The 15,247-nt window shown below is 72.6% G+C and carries 12 protein-coding genes; 4 read left to right on the top strand and 8 right to left on the bottom strand.

Annotated elements, in window-relative coordinates; translation table 11 throughout:
• The first annotated feature begins 299 nt into the window (after window positions 1-299).
• Both ACFY0X_RS27890 and ACFY0X_RS27885 read left to right on the top strand, forming a co-directional pair.
• Window positions 300-1,499, top strand: coding sequence for a cytochrome P450 (locus tag ACFY0X_RS27890; protein ID WP_387758574.1), 1,200 nt, complete (start codon window positions 300-302; stop codon window positions 1,497-1,499).
• 639 nt (window positions 1,500-2,138) lie between these two features.
• Window positions 2,139-3,383: an MFS transporter gene (locus ACFY0X_RS27885; protein WP_387758572.1), complete on the top strand. Its 1,245-nt coding sequence runs from the start codon at window positions 2,139-2,141 to the stop codon at window positions 3,381-3,383.
• Between the two features lie 121 nt (window positions 3,384-3,504).
• Here the strand turns inward: ACFY0X_RS27885 and ACFY0X_RS27880 are convergent, their stop codons facing one another.
• The 8 genes from ACFY0X_RS27880 to ACFY0X_RS27845 all read right to left on the bottom strand — a co-directional run bounded on the left by ACFY0X_RS27880 (window position 3,505) and on the right by ACFY0X_RS27845 (window position 12,021).
• On the bottom strand, window positions 3,505-4,461 hold the full coding sequence (locus ACFY0X_RS27880) for a RimK family alpha-L-glutamate ligase (RefSeq protein WP_387758571.1): 957 nt from the start codon (window positions 4,459-4,461) through the stop codon (window positions 3,505-3,507).
• A 31-nt stretch (window positions 4,462-4,492) separates the two neighbouring features.
• The gene (gene panD, locus ACFY0X_RS27875; protein ID WP_387758570.1) at window positions 4,493-4,909 is read right to left on the bottom strand and encodes an aspartate 1-decarboxylase; all 417 of its coding nucleotides are present in this window, start codon (window positions 4,907-4,909) and stop codon (window positions 4,493-4,495) included.
• 71 nt (window positions 4,910-4,980) lie between these two features.
• On the bottom strand, window positions 4,981-5,628 hold the full coding sequence (locus ACFY0X_RS27870; protein ID WP_387758568.1) for a methyltransferase: 648 nt from the start codon (window positions 5,626-5,628) through the stop codon (window positions 4,981-4,983).
• Window positions 5,629-5,655: 27 nt separating this feature from the next.
• Window positions 5,656-6,990 (bottom strand): hypothetical protein, encoded by a 1,335-nt coding sequence (locus ACFY0X_RS27865; protein ID WP_387758567.1) that lies wholly within the window; start codon window positions 6,988-6,990, stop codon window positions 5,656-5,658.
• The gene (locus ACFY0X_RS27860) at window positions 6,987-8,171 is read right to left on the bottom strand and encodes a hypothetical protein (RefSeq protein ID WP_387758566.1); all 1,185 of its coding nucleotides are present in this window, start codon (window positions 8,169-8,171) and stop codon (window positions 6,987-6,989) included. Before ACFY0X_RS27860 ends, ACFY0X_RS27865 begins: the two co-directional genes overlap by 4 nt.
• Window positions 8,172-8,243: 72 nt before the next feature.
• Window positions 8,244-9,602, bottom strand: a complete 1,359-nt coding sequence (locus ACFY0X_RS27855) for a DUF6002 family protein (RefSeq protein ID WP_387758565.1) — start codon at window positions 9,600-9,602, stop codon at window positions 8,244-8,246.
• Window positions 9,603-10,308: 706 nt separating this feature from the next.
• Window positions 10,309-11,235, bottom strand: coding sequence for a winged helix-turn-helix transcriptional regulator (locus tag ACFY0X_RS27850; RefSeq protein ID WP_387758563.1), 927 nt, complete (start codon window positions 11,233-11,235; stop codon window positions 10,309-10,311).
• A 570-nt stretch (window positions 11,236-11,805) separates the two neighbouring features.
• Window positions 11,806-12,021, bottom strand: a complete 216-nt coding sequence (locus ACFY0X_RS27845; RefSeq protein ID WP_387758562.1) for an MbtH family protein — start codon at window positions 12,019-12,021, stop codon at window positions 11,806-11,808.
• Window positions 12,022-12,484: 463 nt separating this feature from the next.
• On the opposite strand from ACFY0X_RS27845, the gene ACFY0X_RS27840 reads away from it, so the two are divergent.
• On the top strand, window positions 12,485-13,282 hold the full coding sequence (locus ACFY0X_RS27840) for an alpha/beta fold hydrolase (protein ID WP_387758560.1): 798 nt from the start codon (window positions 12,485-12,487) through the stop codon (window positions 13,280-13,282).
• A gap of 32 nt (window positions 13,283-13,314) precedes the next feature.
• A complete protein-coding gene (locus tag ACFY0X_RS27835; protein ID WP_387758558.1) occupies window positions 13,315-15,231 on the top strand; it encodes an ABC transporter ATP-binding protein in 1,917 nt (638 codons plus the stop codon).
• The last annotated feature ends 16 nt before the right edge of the window (window positions 15,232-15,247 follow it).

Below are 15,247 nucleotides of genomic sequence, written 5' to 3'. Positions count from 1 at the left end.
ACGAGCGGGACCCGCGCACCTGCCCGCCGGCAGCGCCGACGACCCCGGCGACCCCGACGACCTCGGCGACTGCGGTTGCGACCCGTTCCGCCCGCGGTATCGAATGGGCGCTCAGAGGCGAGCCGGGGCCCGCGCGCCTCCCCGGGCACCGGGGCCGGCACCTCCTCCCCTCGATCGGCCGGGTCGGAACCACCGTTCTCGCCGCCTCGGCCGCCCGGGCACCGACCGCCGCTCCGGGCCCCCGCACGACGGGCCCTCGTCCCACCCACCCGTGCCGGGCCGTACTCGCAGGAGCTCCCATGACCACCGCGAAGACCGCCGACCCGATCGCCGTACCCGCCGTCGACCGCAGCTGCCCCTTCAGCCCGCCGACCGCGTACCAGCAGGCGCTCCGGCACGCCGCGATCACCCGGGTCCGCCTGTGGGACGGCTCCGAGAGCTGGATGGCCACCCGCCACGAGGACGTCTGCGCCATCCTGGCCGACCCCCGCTTCAGCTCCGACACCCGCCGCCCCGGATTCCCCTTCCTCAACCCCGCCCGGAGGGCCGTCGCCGACGGGAACCGGAGCTTCATCAACCTGGACGGCCCCGAACACACCCGACTGCGCCACCTGGTCCTCCCCGACTTCAAACGGAGGAACGTCGACGCGCTGCGCCCCGAGATCCGCCGCACCGCGGAGGAGCTGGTGGACACCATGACCCGGGAGGGCACCGCGGCGGACCTCATGGCGCGGTTCGCTCTGCCGTTGCCCTCACGCGTCATCTGCCTCCTGCTCGGCATCCCCTACCAGGACCGGGACTACTTCCAGCGGCGCAGCCGCGTCCTGATGCACAACGACGCCGACCCGGCGCAGGCCCGGCAGGCCAGCGACGACCTCGACCGGTACCTCACCGGACTCGTCCGCGACGGCCGGGCGGCCCCCGACGGCATCGTCAGCCGGCTGTCGGCCCAGGACGGCGTCACACCCGGGCAGATCGCCGCCACCGGCCGGCTGCTGCTCATCAACGGCCACGAGTCCACCTCGCACATGATCGCGCTGTCGGTCCTCGTCCTGCTCCGCAACCCCGGGCAGCTCGTCCGGCTGCGCGCCGAGCCGGCCCTGGCCGCCACCGCCGTCGACGAGCTGCTGCGCTACCTGACGATCCTCCACCAGGGTCTCGGCCGCGTCGCCACCGAGGACGCGACGGTCGACCGGCACGTCATCCGCGCCGGGGAAGGGGTCATCTGCATGCTGAGCACCGCCAACCGGGACGAAGCGGCGTTCCCCGCCGCCGCGGACGTCGACCTCACCCGGGACGCCCGCCACCACGTCGCCTTCGGCTTCGGCGCCCACCGCTGCCTCGGTCAGCTCCTCGCCGAGGCGGAACTGGCCGCCGCCCTGGAGACCCTGCTGCGGCGCCTGCCCCGCCTCAGACTCGCCGTCCCCGAGAGCGACGTGCCGTTCCGCTACGACACCCAGACCTACGGCGTCCACGCCCTGCCCGTCCGCTGGGACTGACCGGAGCCGGCCGGCGGCCCTCTTCGCGTCCCGTCCCGACCTCGTCGCCTGCAGGCGCACCCAGGTCGTCCGGCCACACCTGAGGGCCCTGCCGACCGGGACCGCCGGGCCATCCGCCGAACGCCCGCCGACGGGCGGCCGGCGCCTGGTTCTGCGTCCGCGCCGGGGCCGTCCGGGATCGCCGTTCGGCGGGTGTCATGAGCGCAACGAGCTGCTACAGTGCCGAATGTTTCGTGATTTCCGGACCGGCCGCCCGAGACACCGCGCTGTGGAGACGTCACCGCCAGCCCGCCCTGATGCCGGAAGCGCCGGCGGACGCCCGGCGGCCCCGACCTGCCCGACCCGCCCTCGCGGGCCCCGCGAAGACCTCCTCGACCCTGGTCGACATCCACCCGGCCACCGCCCAGGGGCCGGGTGTCGGCCGTTTTCGGAGCCGATCCGGGTACCACCGCACCATTCTGACGTGTCGTCAGAACGGCTACGGGCAAGGGGCGATCGTCGGGAAGCCACGGAACGCCCCCCGGAAGAACGGCCCCCGCGCCGCCCGACCACCCTGACCGGCCGGGCACCCGCCGCCGGTCACACCACCGCTCGCCGGCCCCACCCACCGTCACCCCAGGAACGGAAACCGATCACGAGATGTCAACCGCGCAGGCGATCCCCCTCCGCCGCATCGAGGGGTTCCGCAACTTCTGGCTGTCCCGCGCCGTTTCGGGCCTCGGGTCCGCCATCACCACCGTGGCGCTCCCCGTCCTGGTCTTCCAGGAGAGCGGGTCGCCGCTGCTGGTCTCCCTGGTCGCGGCCGCCGGGACACTGCCCTACCTCGCCTTCGGCCTGATCGCGGGCGCCGTCGCGGACCGCGTGGACCGGCGCGCGCTGATGATCGCCACCGACTGGCTCAACGCCCTCTGCCTCGCCACCGTGCCGCTGGCCTGGGCGCTGGGAGCGCTGACGGCGTGGCACGTCATGCTGGTGGCGTTCCTGTCCGCGAGCCTCGCCCTGTTCTTCGACGCGGGCGTCTACGGCTTCGTCCCCGACATCGTGGGGAAGGACGGCCTGACCCAGGCCAACAGTGCCATCTACGGGGCGGAGACCGTCGTCCGCATCGTCGGCAACGCCGTGGCGGGCGGCCTCATCGCGCTCTTCCGCCCGGCCGGCACGCTCGCCCTCGACGCCCTGAGCTTCGCCGTGTCGGCGCTGTTCATCAGGGCGGTCACCAACGTCGCGCCGCGGGCCGCCGCCCCGCACGCCGAGCGGCCGGGCTTCAAGGAGTCGATAGGGCAGGGGCTGCGGTTCCTGGCGGGCCACCCCACCCTGCGGGTCATGACCGTGGTCGGCACCCTCCAGTCGTTCTCCGGCGGCGCCATCGTCGGCCAGCTGGTCGTCTTCGCCGACCGCTCGCTGGGCATCCACGGCTCCGACGGGCGGATCGGCCTGCTCTTCATGGCCTGGAGCGCCGGGGGCATCGGCGGTTCCCTGCTGCTGCCCCGGCTGCGGCGGCGCTTCGAGGCCTTCCCGCTGCTCCTCGGCGTGCTGCCGGTCGGGGCGCTGCTCGGCCTGGTCGTCGTCCTCACCTCCGACTGGCTGGTCGCGCTGGTGGCGCTGGCCGCGTGGGGAACGGCGTACCTCGTCGTCCTGGTGAACACGATGACGTACTCCCAGGAGGTGACGCCGCCCGAGCTCCAGGGCCGGGTCAACACCACCCGCCGGATGCTGTCCTCGGGCCTGGGCGTCCCGCTCGGCGCGCTGGTGGCCAGCAGCATCACCGTCTCCGTCGGCATCCAGGCCGGAATGGCCACGGCCGTGGTCTCGATCGCGCTCGCGGCCGTGATCGTCTGGGCGGTGCGGCTGCGCCAGGCGCTCCGCCCGGCCGACCGGGACTGAGCGCGGCCCGGACGACGGGCCGCGGCCCGTGCCGCACCCGCCGGATCGAGCGGGTGCGGCACGGGCCCGGCCGCCGGACGGCCGCAGGTTCAACAGGTCGTCGACTCAGCCGGCCACCGGCTCAGCGGGCCGCCGGCTTCCCCTCGAAGCGGCGGGCTATCCACCCGAAGAAGGCGTCGGCGACCTTGCCGAGCTCCGGCTCGGGCATCACGGTGAAGCCGCCGTGTGCGGTGCTCCACTCGTTCAGCACCGGCCCGGAGTCCGTCATCAGCCAGTCCACGCAGATCCACTCGGCCCGCAGCTCCCGGGCGAGGCGGACGCACTGGTCCGCGACCAGGTCGTGGTCCCGGTTCACGTCGACGGACCCGCCCTGGCTGACGCTCGCCAGGTAGCCGCCGGGGCGGGGGCGGCGGGTCATCGACGAGACGACCTCGCCGTCGGCCAGGTAGACGCGCATGTCGCCGTGGTGCGGGATCAGCGGCTGCACCAGGTACCCGCCGACGGCCTGGGCGACGAGGTCGACCACGGCGCCGAGCTGCTGCTCCGAGTCGACCCGCAGCACTCCGTAACCGCCGGTCAGTTCACGGGGCTTGACGATGTACGGGCCGTCGCCGAGGCCGCGCCGCACCTCGTCGAGCACCCGCCGGGCGTACCTGCCGGGCGGCACGGCGACGGTGTCCGCCGTCCGGATGCCCAGGCCGGCGGCGTACTGGAGCTGCGCGAGCTTGTCGCGCTCCAGGTAGTCCGGGCCGGTGAACGAGCGGTTGAGCAGGACGGAGTCGCTCGCCTCGATGGTGCGGTAGACCGCCCGCAGTGCCTGGAGGCCCTGCGGGTCGGTGGCCATGTCCTCGACGACGAAGCACTGCCGCTGCTCCAGCAGGTCCTCGTCGCCGTGGCGCAGGACCGGCCGGCCGCCCACGCAGGACGGCACCAGTTCGGTGGCGCTGATCACCCGGAAGTCGAGGCCGCGGGGCCGCGAGAGCGCCGAGTAGCGCCGGGTGATGCCCTGTTCGAACGCCTCGACCGCGGCCGGGTCGAGGTCCTCGGACTGGTAGATCCACGTGATCACGGGGTTCACGCGCGGCCGCCCCTCCGCCCCGCGGCCCCCGTCACGGGGACACCTGGTCGCCGCGCCGCAGCGCGGAGCCCTCGGGCGCCTCGGCGGGGTCCGCGCCGACGCTCACCGGCCGGTTCTGCCCGTCGACGAAGACCACCCGGGGCTTGAGGTCCCGGGCCTCGTCGTCGGTGACCGTCCCGTAGGCGATGATGATCACCAGGTCCCCGGGGCTGATCAGCCGGGCGGCGGCGCCGTTGATGCCGATGACCCCGGAGTCGCGGGGGCCTTCGATGACGTAGGTGGTGAGCCGGGCGCCGTTGTCGATGTCCACGATGTCGACCTGCTCGCCGGGGAGCAGGTCGGCAGCCTCCATCAGATCGGCGCTCACGGTGACCGACCCGACGTAGTGGAGGTCGGCCTGGGTCACGGTCGCCCGGTGGATCTTGGACTTCATCATGGAACGCAGCATGGTGGCGCTCTCCTCGCGCTGTGGTCGGCTGGTGGGGGTCAGGGTGGAACCGGTGCTCGGAGCGGGGGCTCTCAGGACGTCCGGGGCCCGGGCAGCCGGGACCAGAGGAAGTAGTAGTCCTCGTGGCCCTCGCCGCAGTCGAAGGCTCCGACCACCTCCAGGCCGGACTTCTCGACCATCCCGGTGAAGTCCTCCGGGGTGGAGAAGCGGTGGTTCTCCTGGACGACGACCGAGCCCCCGGGCCGCAGCCGCTCGGCCGCCGCGGCGTAGAAGGAACGGTGGATGCCCCAGTCGGTGTCCTTCCAGATCAGCGGCGAGTGCGAGCGCTGGTAGTCCGAGGCGGCCGCGGTCTGGTTGACGTGCGGCGGGTTGCCGACCATCAGGTCCCAGCGGAGGTCGGCGGGCACGTCGTCGAAGCCGTCGGACAGGTGGAAGCGGGCCCGGCCGCGCAGACCGTTCTCGACGATCGTCCGCTCGACCGCCTCCCCGGCGGCGGGGTTCACGTCGCCCAGGTCGACCGAGTCGCACAGTCCGGCCGCCAGCAGGGAGAAGCCGATGAACCCGGGGCCGGCGCACCACTCGAAGACCGAGCCGACCCGGCCGAACCGGGACCGGACGAACGGCGCGTACGCCCGGCCGAAGGTGTTGCCGCCGCCGTCGAGTTCGGCCGTGTAGGCCACGGACACCGGGCCGTAGTCGGCCCGCGCGTAGGTCGTCATGTCGTCCTCCTGGGAGAGTCGCGGGGGTCAGCGGAGCGCGAACGCCACGTTCGACAGGGCGCCGTGGCCGTGGATGCTGACCACGCCGTCCCGCTCGGGCGGGAGGTAGCGCACCATGCAGCCGGCGGGCCGACCGTCGAACAGGAAGGGGCTGAAGACCGGGACCACCTCGGCCTCGTGGCTGCCGGAGCCGCCCGGGCCGTCGAACTCCATCCGGTACGGCGCGGGTTCCACCCACTCCTGGGCGATGTGGTCCTGCGCGGCGACCGCCGCGGCCACCGCCGCCCGCCAGGCCTGCGGCGCGCAGGAGCGGCCCACCAGCACCTGCCGGCCGCTCATCCCGATCGCGGGCTTCAGCACGAAGTCCTCCTGGTGCTCCAGGAGGAGGTCCGGGAGCGGCACGGTCCGGCCGTGCCGCTCGACGGGCCGGTCCCCGACCACGCGCGTCCACGGCAGGTAGCGCTCGACGGTCCGCCGGTCCCGGTCGGTCATCCACGGCCGTCCCTCGGACACCCAGCCGAGCACCTTCTTGTTGGCGACCAGGTACGCGGTCTGGCTGGCGATCAACCGCACGCCGGCGTCCAGGGCCGTCCGCACCGGGCCGAGGTCGATGCCGTGGCCGAGCCATTCGAGGATCGTGAAGTGGCGCAGCCCGAGCCGGTAGCGGGGCTCCCCCGGCAGGCCGAGCCCGTCGAGGAGGTCCTCCGGCTCGAAGGTCTCGACGGCCAGGCCGCGGCGGCGCAGCGACTCCTCCTGGATCCGGAAGTAGCGGCTGGGGGCGCCGCCGAAGTCGCGGAGCGTGCCGACGATCGCGACCGCGGGCTTGACGCCGAGGTCCCGGACGGCGCGCACGAAGAGCTCGTCGCGCACCGCGAGCGGATCGACCGCGTCGAACGGCGTCCGCCCGGACCCGCCGAAGGCCGCCACCCACGCGGCGGTGTGCAGGGCCGTGTCCACCACCCCGCCGATGCCGGAGCCGATGTTGAACTCCAGGAACCGGGGGCCGTCGGCACCCACCATGACGTCGGGACGGGCGATGCAGGTGGCGTAGTCCTCCTCGACCGGGCCGTCCATGACCAGCGGGTACATCGCCTCGTCGGCGCCGAGCGCGGCGATCCGGCCGGCCGCCGTCGGGGCGCTCTCCAGCAGCGTCCGGCGCAGCAGCGCCAACAGGTCGGCGGTGGCGGTGAACAGCTCGTCGTAGGAGGTGCGCGGCAGCATGACGGGCCGCAGGGACGACGCGACCGGCACCACCCGGGCGTACTCGCCGTCCTCCACCCGGGCCAGTTCCCGCCGAACGGCGGGCAGTTCGAGCCGGCCGTCGAGCGGCGGCGGTGCGGTGCCGTACCACGGGGCGGTCACGGGCGGGCCGCCCTTCCGGCGGGCCCGCGCACCGCTCCGGCGAGGAACTCGTCGAGGTCCACCTCGCGCACGGCCGCCACCCCGGGGGACTTGGCGGAGTAGTCGAGCCGGGGGGCGCGCCGCGCGTCGCGGAAGTAGACCGCTTCCAGGGTCCCGTCCGTCCGCTCGGCCAGGACGGGATTGGCGACCAGGTAGTCCCGCACCTCCGGGGTGTCACCGCGGACCTGCAGCCACAGCCGCTTGGAGCCGAAGTGGTTGGGCGGCGGCAGCACCCGGGTGCCGAACCGCCGCTTCCACTGGTAGGTGCCCTTGCTGACGAAGGGTTCGGTGCCCTGGAAGTCGAGCCGGCGCACGCCGTGGCGGGCGCACCAGTCGATGAGGAAGTGGTAGATCGCCTTGAAGGCGCCGCTGTCGTAGTGCTCGCGCGCGCCGTCGACCACGCCGAGCAGGCGCAGGGTCATCGTGCGCGACGCCCGGTCCCAGTGGCAGAGCGCTCCGCCGATCGGTTCGCCGTCCTGCCGCAGGACGAACATCCGGCCGCCGCGGAAGAGGCACTCGTAGGAGACCTCCTTGGTCTCGGTGCGCTCGCGGTCCCCGTGCCGCTGGAACATGGTGGGGCGGTAGAGCCGGTCGTAGAAGTGGTCGAACCAGGCCGGGTCCCGGCTGAGCCCCCAGGTCCAGTCGTGGTCCTTCAGGTCGTGCTTGAACTGCTGGCGCTCCCGCTTGGAGATGCGCTGCCGCACCGTGTCCGGGTCCGCGTCGAAGTCGATCACGAAGTGCACCCGCATCGGCACGATGAGGGAGGCCCGGCGCGGCAGGGCCCGGGCCCGGGCGGCGCTCGTGCCGACGATGACGATGTCGGCGTCGGGCAGCCGCGCGGGGTCCCGCAGGGCTGCCCCGGTCAGCCGGCCGCTCCGGCGGCGCACGCCCTGGGCGTCGGCGTCGCGCCGGAGCTCGGTGAACTCCAGGGTGTACGCGAGGCCTTCGGCGAGGCCCGCGTAGCTCACCGACAGCCCCCCGGCCTCCGAGTGGACGGCCGGGAAGGTGGCGCCGTCCCGGGTGTCCCAGGCGGTCCGTGCGGTGGTCAGGACCGGGTTGCCGCTGTTGCGCCAGTGGTAACCGGTGTGCATGCGCAGCCGCTGCTGCGGCGTGGCGCGCGGGGGCGGGACGGCAGGGGCCACGGGGCTGTCACCTCGGCGGGTTCGTCGGTGGCTGGCGGGCGGGTCGGCGGGGAGGGGGCCCGGCACGGGCGGTCAGGCGGACGGCGTGGCGTCCAGCACCACACGCCGCAGGTCCTCGGCGGTGGCCACCGGGTGCAGGTCCCGGACGGTGAGGTGGCCGTAGTCCGTCGCCGAGTAGCTGCCGGAGCCGTGCACCAGGATGTCGGTCTCCGGCACCAACCCCCGGTCGACGGCGTTGAGCAGGCCCGTCATCGCCATCACGAGGGACCACTCGCGCAGCGCGGTGGGGTTCGCGGGCAGCCGCACGCCGGCCTCCCCGAGCAGCGCGCGCACCTGCCCGTAGCGGCCGAGGCACTCGGCGAGCGAGACGACGATGCCGCCGCCGCCCTGGGTGCGGATGAGCTCGTTCATCCGGGGCGAGGTGGGCGGGTTGCGGGTGTAGAAGGTCGGGTCGAGGGTCTCCCGCGGGTCGAAGGTCCGCGCGGGGTACCGCGGGTCGGCGCTCTGGGTGAACAGCCCCGTCTCCGCGTCGTAGCCGTACTCCGGGAGGTTCCCGGTGTCGGTGGAGCCCTCGTTGTACAGGCTGAGCACCATGTCGGGGGCACCCAGGTGCTGCACCAGGAAGTAGTGCGGCGGCAGGGTCCGGGAGCGGACGTCGGCGGGGAGCCGGCTGCGGCCGTAGGCGTGGCCGAGCAGCCCGTAGGCGCTGGAGACCGAGTGCAGGTGCAACCGGGCCTCGCCGGGCGCCGACGGGAACAGCTCGGCCTCGGCCAGCGCCCTGACCACGTCCGCGGCCAGGTAGTTCTCCAGTTGGAGGGTGTACCAGAGGTTGGTCTCGCACTCCTTCTCGACCGCGTTCCGGTGTTCGCCGACGAACCCGAGGGCGATGGCCTTCACCGTGCCGGGCTCCGCGCCCCCGTACACCGCGATCGGGTTGCGCGCCCGCAGCGCGGGATCGGTGAACAGCTCGGAGCTGCGCAGCTTGCCCACCGCCCCCTCGGGGACCACCGTGACGACGTTGAGCCGGTCCGCGTCCACCAGGCCGGTCCGGATGGCCCGGAGCACCGCGTCGCGCATGGCGATGGCCTTGTTGGCGGAGGACGGCGTGACGATGGTGACGCGCTGTCCGGTGTCCTGGATGAAGCGCACGGCCCTGGCCACGATGACCAGGGACGCGAAGGTCTTGGTCGTCATGGTGGCCGGATTGCGCGTCAGGTCCAGCAGCGCGAGGCTCCGCCCCCGGTACGACGGCATGGCGGCGTGGGCGAGGCCGGAGACCGAGAGGTACTCCTGCATGGCCGCGGTGAGTTCGGGCAGTTCGACACCCGGCGTGAAACCTTCAAAGCCGGCCTTTTCCGGGTCGCCCAGGAGGTCCCGCAGGGCTGCGCGGATCTCTTCGTAGTACCGGACGAGAGCGTTGTCGACAATCAATGTTCCAACCTCTTCCTACCGGAGTGGGAATCCTTCCCGGCCCGCGCGGTCACGCCCACGCAAGCCGGTGACGGCCGCCAGGGAAACCGAGAAAGCGGGCCGAGGCCCTGGTCATTACGACATCCGAACCCAATACGCACAAAACCGCCACACCATTCCGGCGCGAGCCCCCCTGCACCGCGCGGAGCTCGCGAAATTCCCGAAACGAATGCGGACCACGCCCCACCACCGCACGCCGGGGGCCCCACAGGCCACCCCGCCCCGCTCCCCAGCGGGCCCGGCGCCACTCCCGGACCTCCGCACCCGGTAAACCTCTAAAGCCCGGAGGATTCCGTGAAAATCTGTCGGACGAGTGTGACAGCAGCTGCTCAGCGGGATTATTGATCGTTTGACCGTTCTCCGTCAACGGACTCCGGTGTGACGCGGATTACACCGTGTCCATTTCGTTGTGACATTGCCCCACGTTCACCACTGTTGCCGGACAAATCCATCTGTGGAACGTCCCCTCGCACCCGGACCGACCTCCGGCGCGGCATTTCCCGCGGACCACCCGGGCGGAATTCCCCGACGGACACGAACTGCCACCCGCCGCGAGCCGTCCCCGACCACCGCCCTCCCCACGGAAGGGCTCCGACCCACCGACGCGGAAGGCCGCCGGCCCGGGATCCCACCCGGCCAACGGCCTTCCGACACTCTGCCGGGACGACTAGGCCCCCATGCCGACCTGGCGCTGCGGCGGGAGCTGGGTGTCCCGGCTCATGGCGCGGACGCTCTGGTCCAGTTCCTGCGCGAAGTCCGTCCAGGTCTCCGCGTACTGGCGCGCGAGGTCGACGACCAGGTTGCGGCAGTGCGCCGGCACGGCGGCGGCCAGCTTGGCCCACATCTGGTTGCCGAGCGCGTTCTGCTGGAGCAGGCGCAGCAGGTGCCGCCCCTCCTCCTTGTGCCGCAGGGAGGGGTCCCGGAGCAGCTTCTCCATCAGTTCGAGCGGGTCCGGCTGCACCAGGCGCACCTTTCGGACGCTCCGCTGAGCGGGCACCCGGTCGGCGGCGACCGACAGGCCGCCGGCGTCCGGAACGGAGACGGGCCTGCGTTCGGTGACCGCGAGCTCGCCGGCGGTCAGCCGCTTGCGGACATCGCTCACCGTGGCTGGCGAGATACCGGCGCGCCGCGCGATCTCGCGCAGTGAGGCTTCCGGGTTCTCCGCGATCAGCTCGGCGGCCCGGCGCCGGCCCTCCGCGCTGCTCAGCGGCCGGACCTTGCCGTCCCGCCCGATCCTGGCGGTCGGCTGAGCCCCCTTCAGGTCCATGTTCCGCCTGATGGCGGCCACCGACTTCGTCCCGAGGCCGGAGGCCTTGGCGATGGCCCGGTCCGACATCTCCGGGTGGGCCTCCACGATCCGTGCGGCCGCGGCTCGCCGGTCCTGCTGGGAGAGCGGGAGGCCGTGCGTCGTGTTCGCCTCGACGGCACGGAGGAACGCTTCCTCCCGGGTGCCGTCGAAGAGTTCCGCCTCGATGGTGTCCTGGCCCCGCAGGCATGCGGCGAGCAGGCGGTGCATGCCGTCGATCACCCGCATGGTGCGGCGGTCCACGAGGATGGGGGGCAGCGGCTCGTCGAGCTCCGCCAGCCGGGCCACGTGTTCCGTGTCCTGGCCGTCGAGACGGGGCGACTCCCCCGGCATGAGAGACGCCAACGGCAGTCGCACGACGTCCCGTTGACGAAGCACCACCGTCTTCGCAATCCGGTCGCCGGTCTTCTCGAGCTCGAATCCTGCGAAACCCTCGCCGTCCACGCCGACATGGCCCATCGTCGTACTCCCCCGTCCCGTTGAACAGATCAGCCCGGCTGCCGCTGGAACTCACCCGGCCGGGGCCGAAAGGGCGGGCCCGAAGCCCCGGAAGGAATACCCGTGCGCCGCCCCGGGGGGGCCGCCCCCTGAACAGCCCAGCACTCGGCCACCGCTAGCGGCAACCGATAGCGGTTCGGATAAACCCACCCTCCCCTTACCCCGTGAGTCACACCAGCAACTTCCGAACATCCGGCCCCATACTCACCCGTCGCACCTGCGACTGTCGAGTGATCGTCAGTTATCCGCCGGTTACTGCAAGAGAGGCCGGCACAACCCCGCCGGAACCGGATATGCCGATGCCGCCGACCGTCGGGTGACGGTCGGCGGCATCGGCATATCGCCCGGAACCGGTCCGGACTACTTCTGCGCCGCCATGGCCTCGATCAGGCTCTTGGGCCGCATGTCGGTCCACGACTTCTCGATGTGGTCGAGGCACTCCTGACGCCCCGCCTTCCCGAACACCGAGGTCCAGCCCTCGGGAACGTCGACGAAGACGGGCCACAGCGAGTGCTGGCCCTCGTCGTTGACCAGGACCAGGTACTCGGCATCGGGATCGTCGAACGGATTCGTCACCACGCCGTCCTTTCTTGGATACATGAGGTGGGTCGCATCGATGGCGCGCGTTCACCCGGGTGGTTCACCCGGACTCGCTCCACCGTCGGTGGCCGTCCGGCGCGGCGCCGGGCCCCGTGCGAGCCCACTATGTCCCCAAGCCTCGCCGACGCGTCAACCGGTGCCGTCCGCCCTCGCCGCCCGGCTGTTCAACTGCCACCCCGCTGCGGTTGAACGGCTCGTTCCGGATGCGAATCGCGCTGGTTCGGACCGATCTTGATTGCGCGTCGGCCCGGTGACATCGTGGAACGCTGCCACCGATGGCGACGGGCGGACGCCCGTCCAGGCCGGGCCGCCCCAGGATCCATCAGTGCCGGGGCCCTGCCGTCCCCGGTCGCGGACGCGGTCCGCCCAGAGCCATCCACCCGCTCGACCCCCAGGAGGCCGTCATGCCCGCACCCGTCGCCGGCGAGGGAGCAGCGCCATGCCGTTCGTGAGCGTCAACGGGGTCCGGCTCTCCTACCAGCGGTCCGGCAAGGGGGAACCGGTACTGCTCATCATGGGTTCGGGGGCCGGCGGCCGGGTCTGGACCATGCACCAGACCCCGGCGCTGAACAGGGCCGGCTACGAGACGATCGTCTTCGACAACCGGGGCATCGCGCCCTCCGACGCCCCGCCCGGCGAGTACTCACTGGCCGACCTGACCGCCGACACCCTCGGCCTGATCGAGCGTCTGGACCTGGGGCCGTGCCGGCTCGTCGGCACGTCGATGGGCGCCATGATCGCCCAGGAGGTCGCGCTCGCCCGCCCGGACCTGGTGCGCTGCGCCGTCCTCCTGGCCACCCGGGCCCGTTCGGACGCCACCCGCCGGATGATGGTGGCCGCGGAGCGCGCGCTGACCGCCTCGGGCATCACCCTGCCGCCCAAGTACGAGGCGGTGCGCACCGTCCTGGAGATGCTCTCCCCCACGACGCTCAACGACGACGTCACCGCTACCGGCTGGCTGGACATCTTCGAGCTGACCGCGGGTCAGAGCGCGCCCGGCCAACAGGGGGCGGATGTCGCCGGCGACCGCCGCGACGCCCTGCGCGCCATCGGCGTGCCCTGTCGCGCGATCGCCTTCTCCGACGACCTCATCTGCCCGCCCCACCTGGTCGCCGAGGTCGCGAACACCATTCCCGGCTGCGACTACGTGGAGATTCCCAAGTGCGGCCACCTCGGAAACCTGGAGGACCCGGACGCCGTCAACACGGCGATCATCGAGTTCCTCGACAAGCACTGACGGTCCCCGACGAACACGGAGCTGATTCCAGCATGGCAAGGAACCGGGATGCGGGGCCAGGTCGGGCCACGGCAGGGAGCGGCGACCAGCCGACAGCCGGCCGGATCAGGAGGGGGACGGTCCGGCGGGTCGTCCCGTACGCGCTGGCGCACCGGTGGACGGTGGTGCTGCTGTTGGCCGGCACCGTGGTCGACGCGGTGGCCACCGCCGCCAGCCCACTGCTGCTGAAGAAGATCGTCGACGACGGCATCCTGCCCGGACGCACCGACGTCGTGATCTGGCTGTGCCTGGTCGTCGCCGGCCTCGCGCTGGTCGAGGCGGGTTCGGTCTACCTGGTGGCGTGGTGCTCCGGGCGGATCGGCGAGGGCGTCGTGTACGACCTGCGCACCACCGTGTTCGCCCACGTCCAGGCGCAGTCGCTGTCCTTCTTCACCCGCACCCAGACCGGTGCGCTGATCAGCCGGCTGAACACCGACGTGGTCGGGGCGCGGCAGGCGGTGACCAGCCTGCTGTCCGACTCGCTGTCCACCGTGTTGTCGCTGGTCCTGGTCCTGGGCTCGATGTTCTACCTGTCCTGGCAGATCACCCTCACGGCGCTGGTGGTCGTCCCGCTCTTCTTCCTGCCGGCCCGGCTGATCGCCAGGCGGCTGCAGCGGCTCTCCCGACGGCGGATGGAGCTGGACGCGGAGCTCAGCGCGCTGATGAGCGAGCGGTTCAACGTCGCGGGCGCGACGCTCGCCAAGCTGTACGGCCGCGCGGAGCAGGAGTCGGGCCTGTTCGCCGGCAAGGCCGCCGGGGTGCGGGACGTCGCCATCGCGCTGATCCTGCAGAGCCGGGTCCTCGGCGTCCTCACCATCGTGCTCACCGCGCTCACCAGCGCGCTGGTCTACGGGGTGGGCGGTGTGCTCACCATCGACGGCTCCCTGGAGCTCGGCACGCTCGTGGCCATGGTCGCGCTGCTGCTGCGGCTCTACGGGCCGGTCAACCAGCTGTCCGGCCTGCAGGCGAGCGCCATGATGGCACTGGTGAGCTTCGACCGGGTGTTCGAGATCCTGGACCTCAAGCCGCACATCAGCCAGGCCTCCGGCGCCCGGGACCTCGTGCGCTCCGACGCCGCGCCCGGGATCACCTTCGAGAAGGTCTCCTTCCGCTACCCGGCCTCCGACGAGGACTCCCTGGCCTCGCTCGGACACCCGGCCGCACCGGGCACCGGGTCGGCCGAGGAGTCCTGGACCCTGCAGGACCTGAGCTTCGACGCCCCGGCCGGCAAGCTCACCGCCCTGGTCGGGCCCTCCGGCGCGGGCAAGACCACCATCACCCAGCTGGTGCCCCGGCTGTACGACGCCACCGAGGGCACCGTCCGGGTGGCCGGCGACGACGTCCGGGAGCTGACGCTGCAGTCGCTGCGCGACACCGTCGGCGTGGTCACCCAGGACGCCCACCTCTTCCACGACACCCTGCGGGCCAACCTGGAGTACGCCCGGCCGGGGGCGAGCGAGCAGGAACTGGTCGACGCCTGCCGGGCGGCGCTGATCTGGGACACCGTCGAGGCGCTCCCGGACGGCCTGGACACCGTGGTCGGCGACCGCGGCCACCGGCTCTCCGGCGGCGAGAAGCAGCGGATCGCCATCGCCCGGCTGCTGCTCAAGGCCCCGCCGGTGGTGATCCTGGACGAGGCGACCGCGCACCTGGACTCGGACTCCGAGGCGGCGATCCAGCGCGCCCTCAAGGCGGCGCTCGCCGGACGGACCTCGCTGGTGATCGCACACCGGCTCTCCACCGTCCGCGAGGCCGACCAGATCCTGGTCGTGGCCGCCGGGCGGGTCGCCGAGCGCGGCACCCACGAGGAACTGCTGGCCGCCGGCGGCCTGTACGCCGACCTCTACCGCACCCAGTTCGCGCAGCACGAGCCGCTGGAGGAGGCGATGGCCGTCGCCGAACCGCACTGACGCGCAACCGCGGCAG

This window comes from Kitasatospora sp. NPDC001547 (genome assembly GCF_042894165.1).
Lineage (GTDB): Bacteria > Actinomycetota > Actinomycetes > Streptomycetales > Streptomycetaceae > Kitasatospora.
Note: the sequence above shows the minus strand (reverse complement) of the source record. Positions and strands in the feature narration are given on the sequence as shown.

Bases quoted from the DNA above. Each gene is read 5' to 3' on its own strand.
- ACFY0X_RS27835 (WP_387758558.1), top strand. From the start codon at position 13,315: ATGGCAAGGAACCGGGATGCGGGGCCAGGTCGGGCCACGGCAGGGAGC.
- ACFY0X_RS27885 (WP_387758572.1), top strand. From the start codon at position 2,139: ATGTCAACCGCGCAGGCGATCCCCCTCCGCCGCATCGAGGGGTTCCGC.
- ACFY0X_RS27870 (WP_387758568.1), bottom strand. From the start codon at position 5,628: ATGACGACCTACGCGCGGGCCGACTACGGCCCGGTGTCCGTGGCCTAC.
- ACFY0X_RS27840 (WP_387758560.1), top strand. From the start codon at position 12,485: ATGCCGTTCGTGAGCGTCAACGGGGTCCGGCTCTCCTACCAGCGGTCC.
- panD (WP_387758570.1), bottom strand. From the start codon at position 4,909: ATGCTGCGTTCCATGATGAAGTCCAAGATCCACCGGGCGACCGTGACC.
- ACFY0X_RS27890 (WP_387758574.1), top strand. From the start codon at position 300: ATGACCACCGCGAAGACCGCCGACCCGATCGCCGTACCCGCCGTCGAC.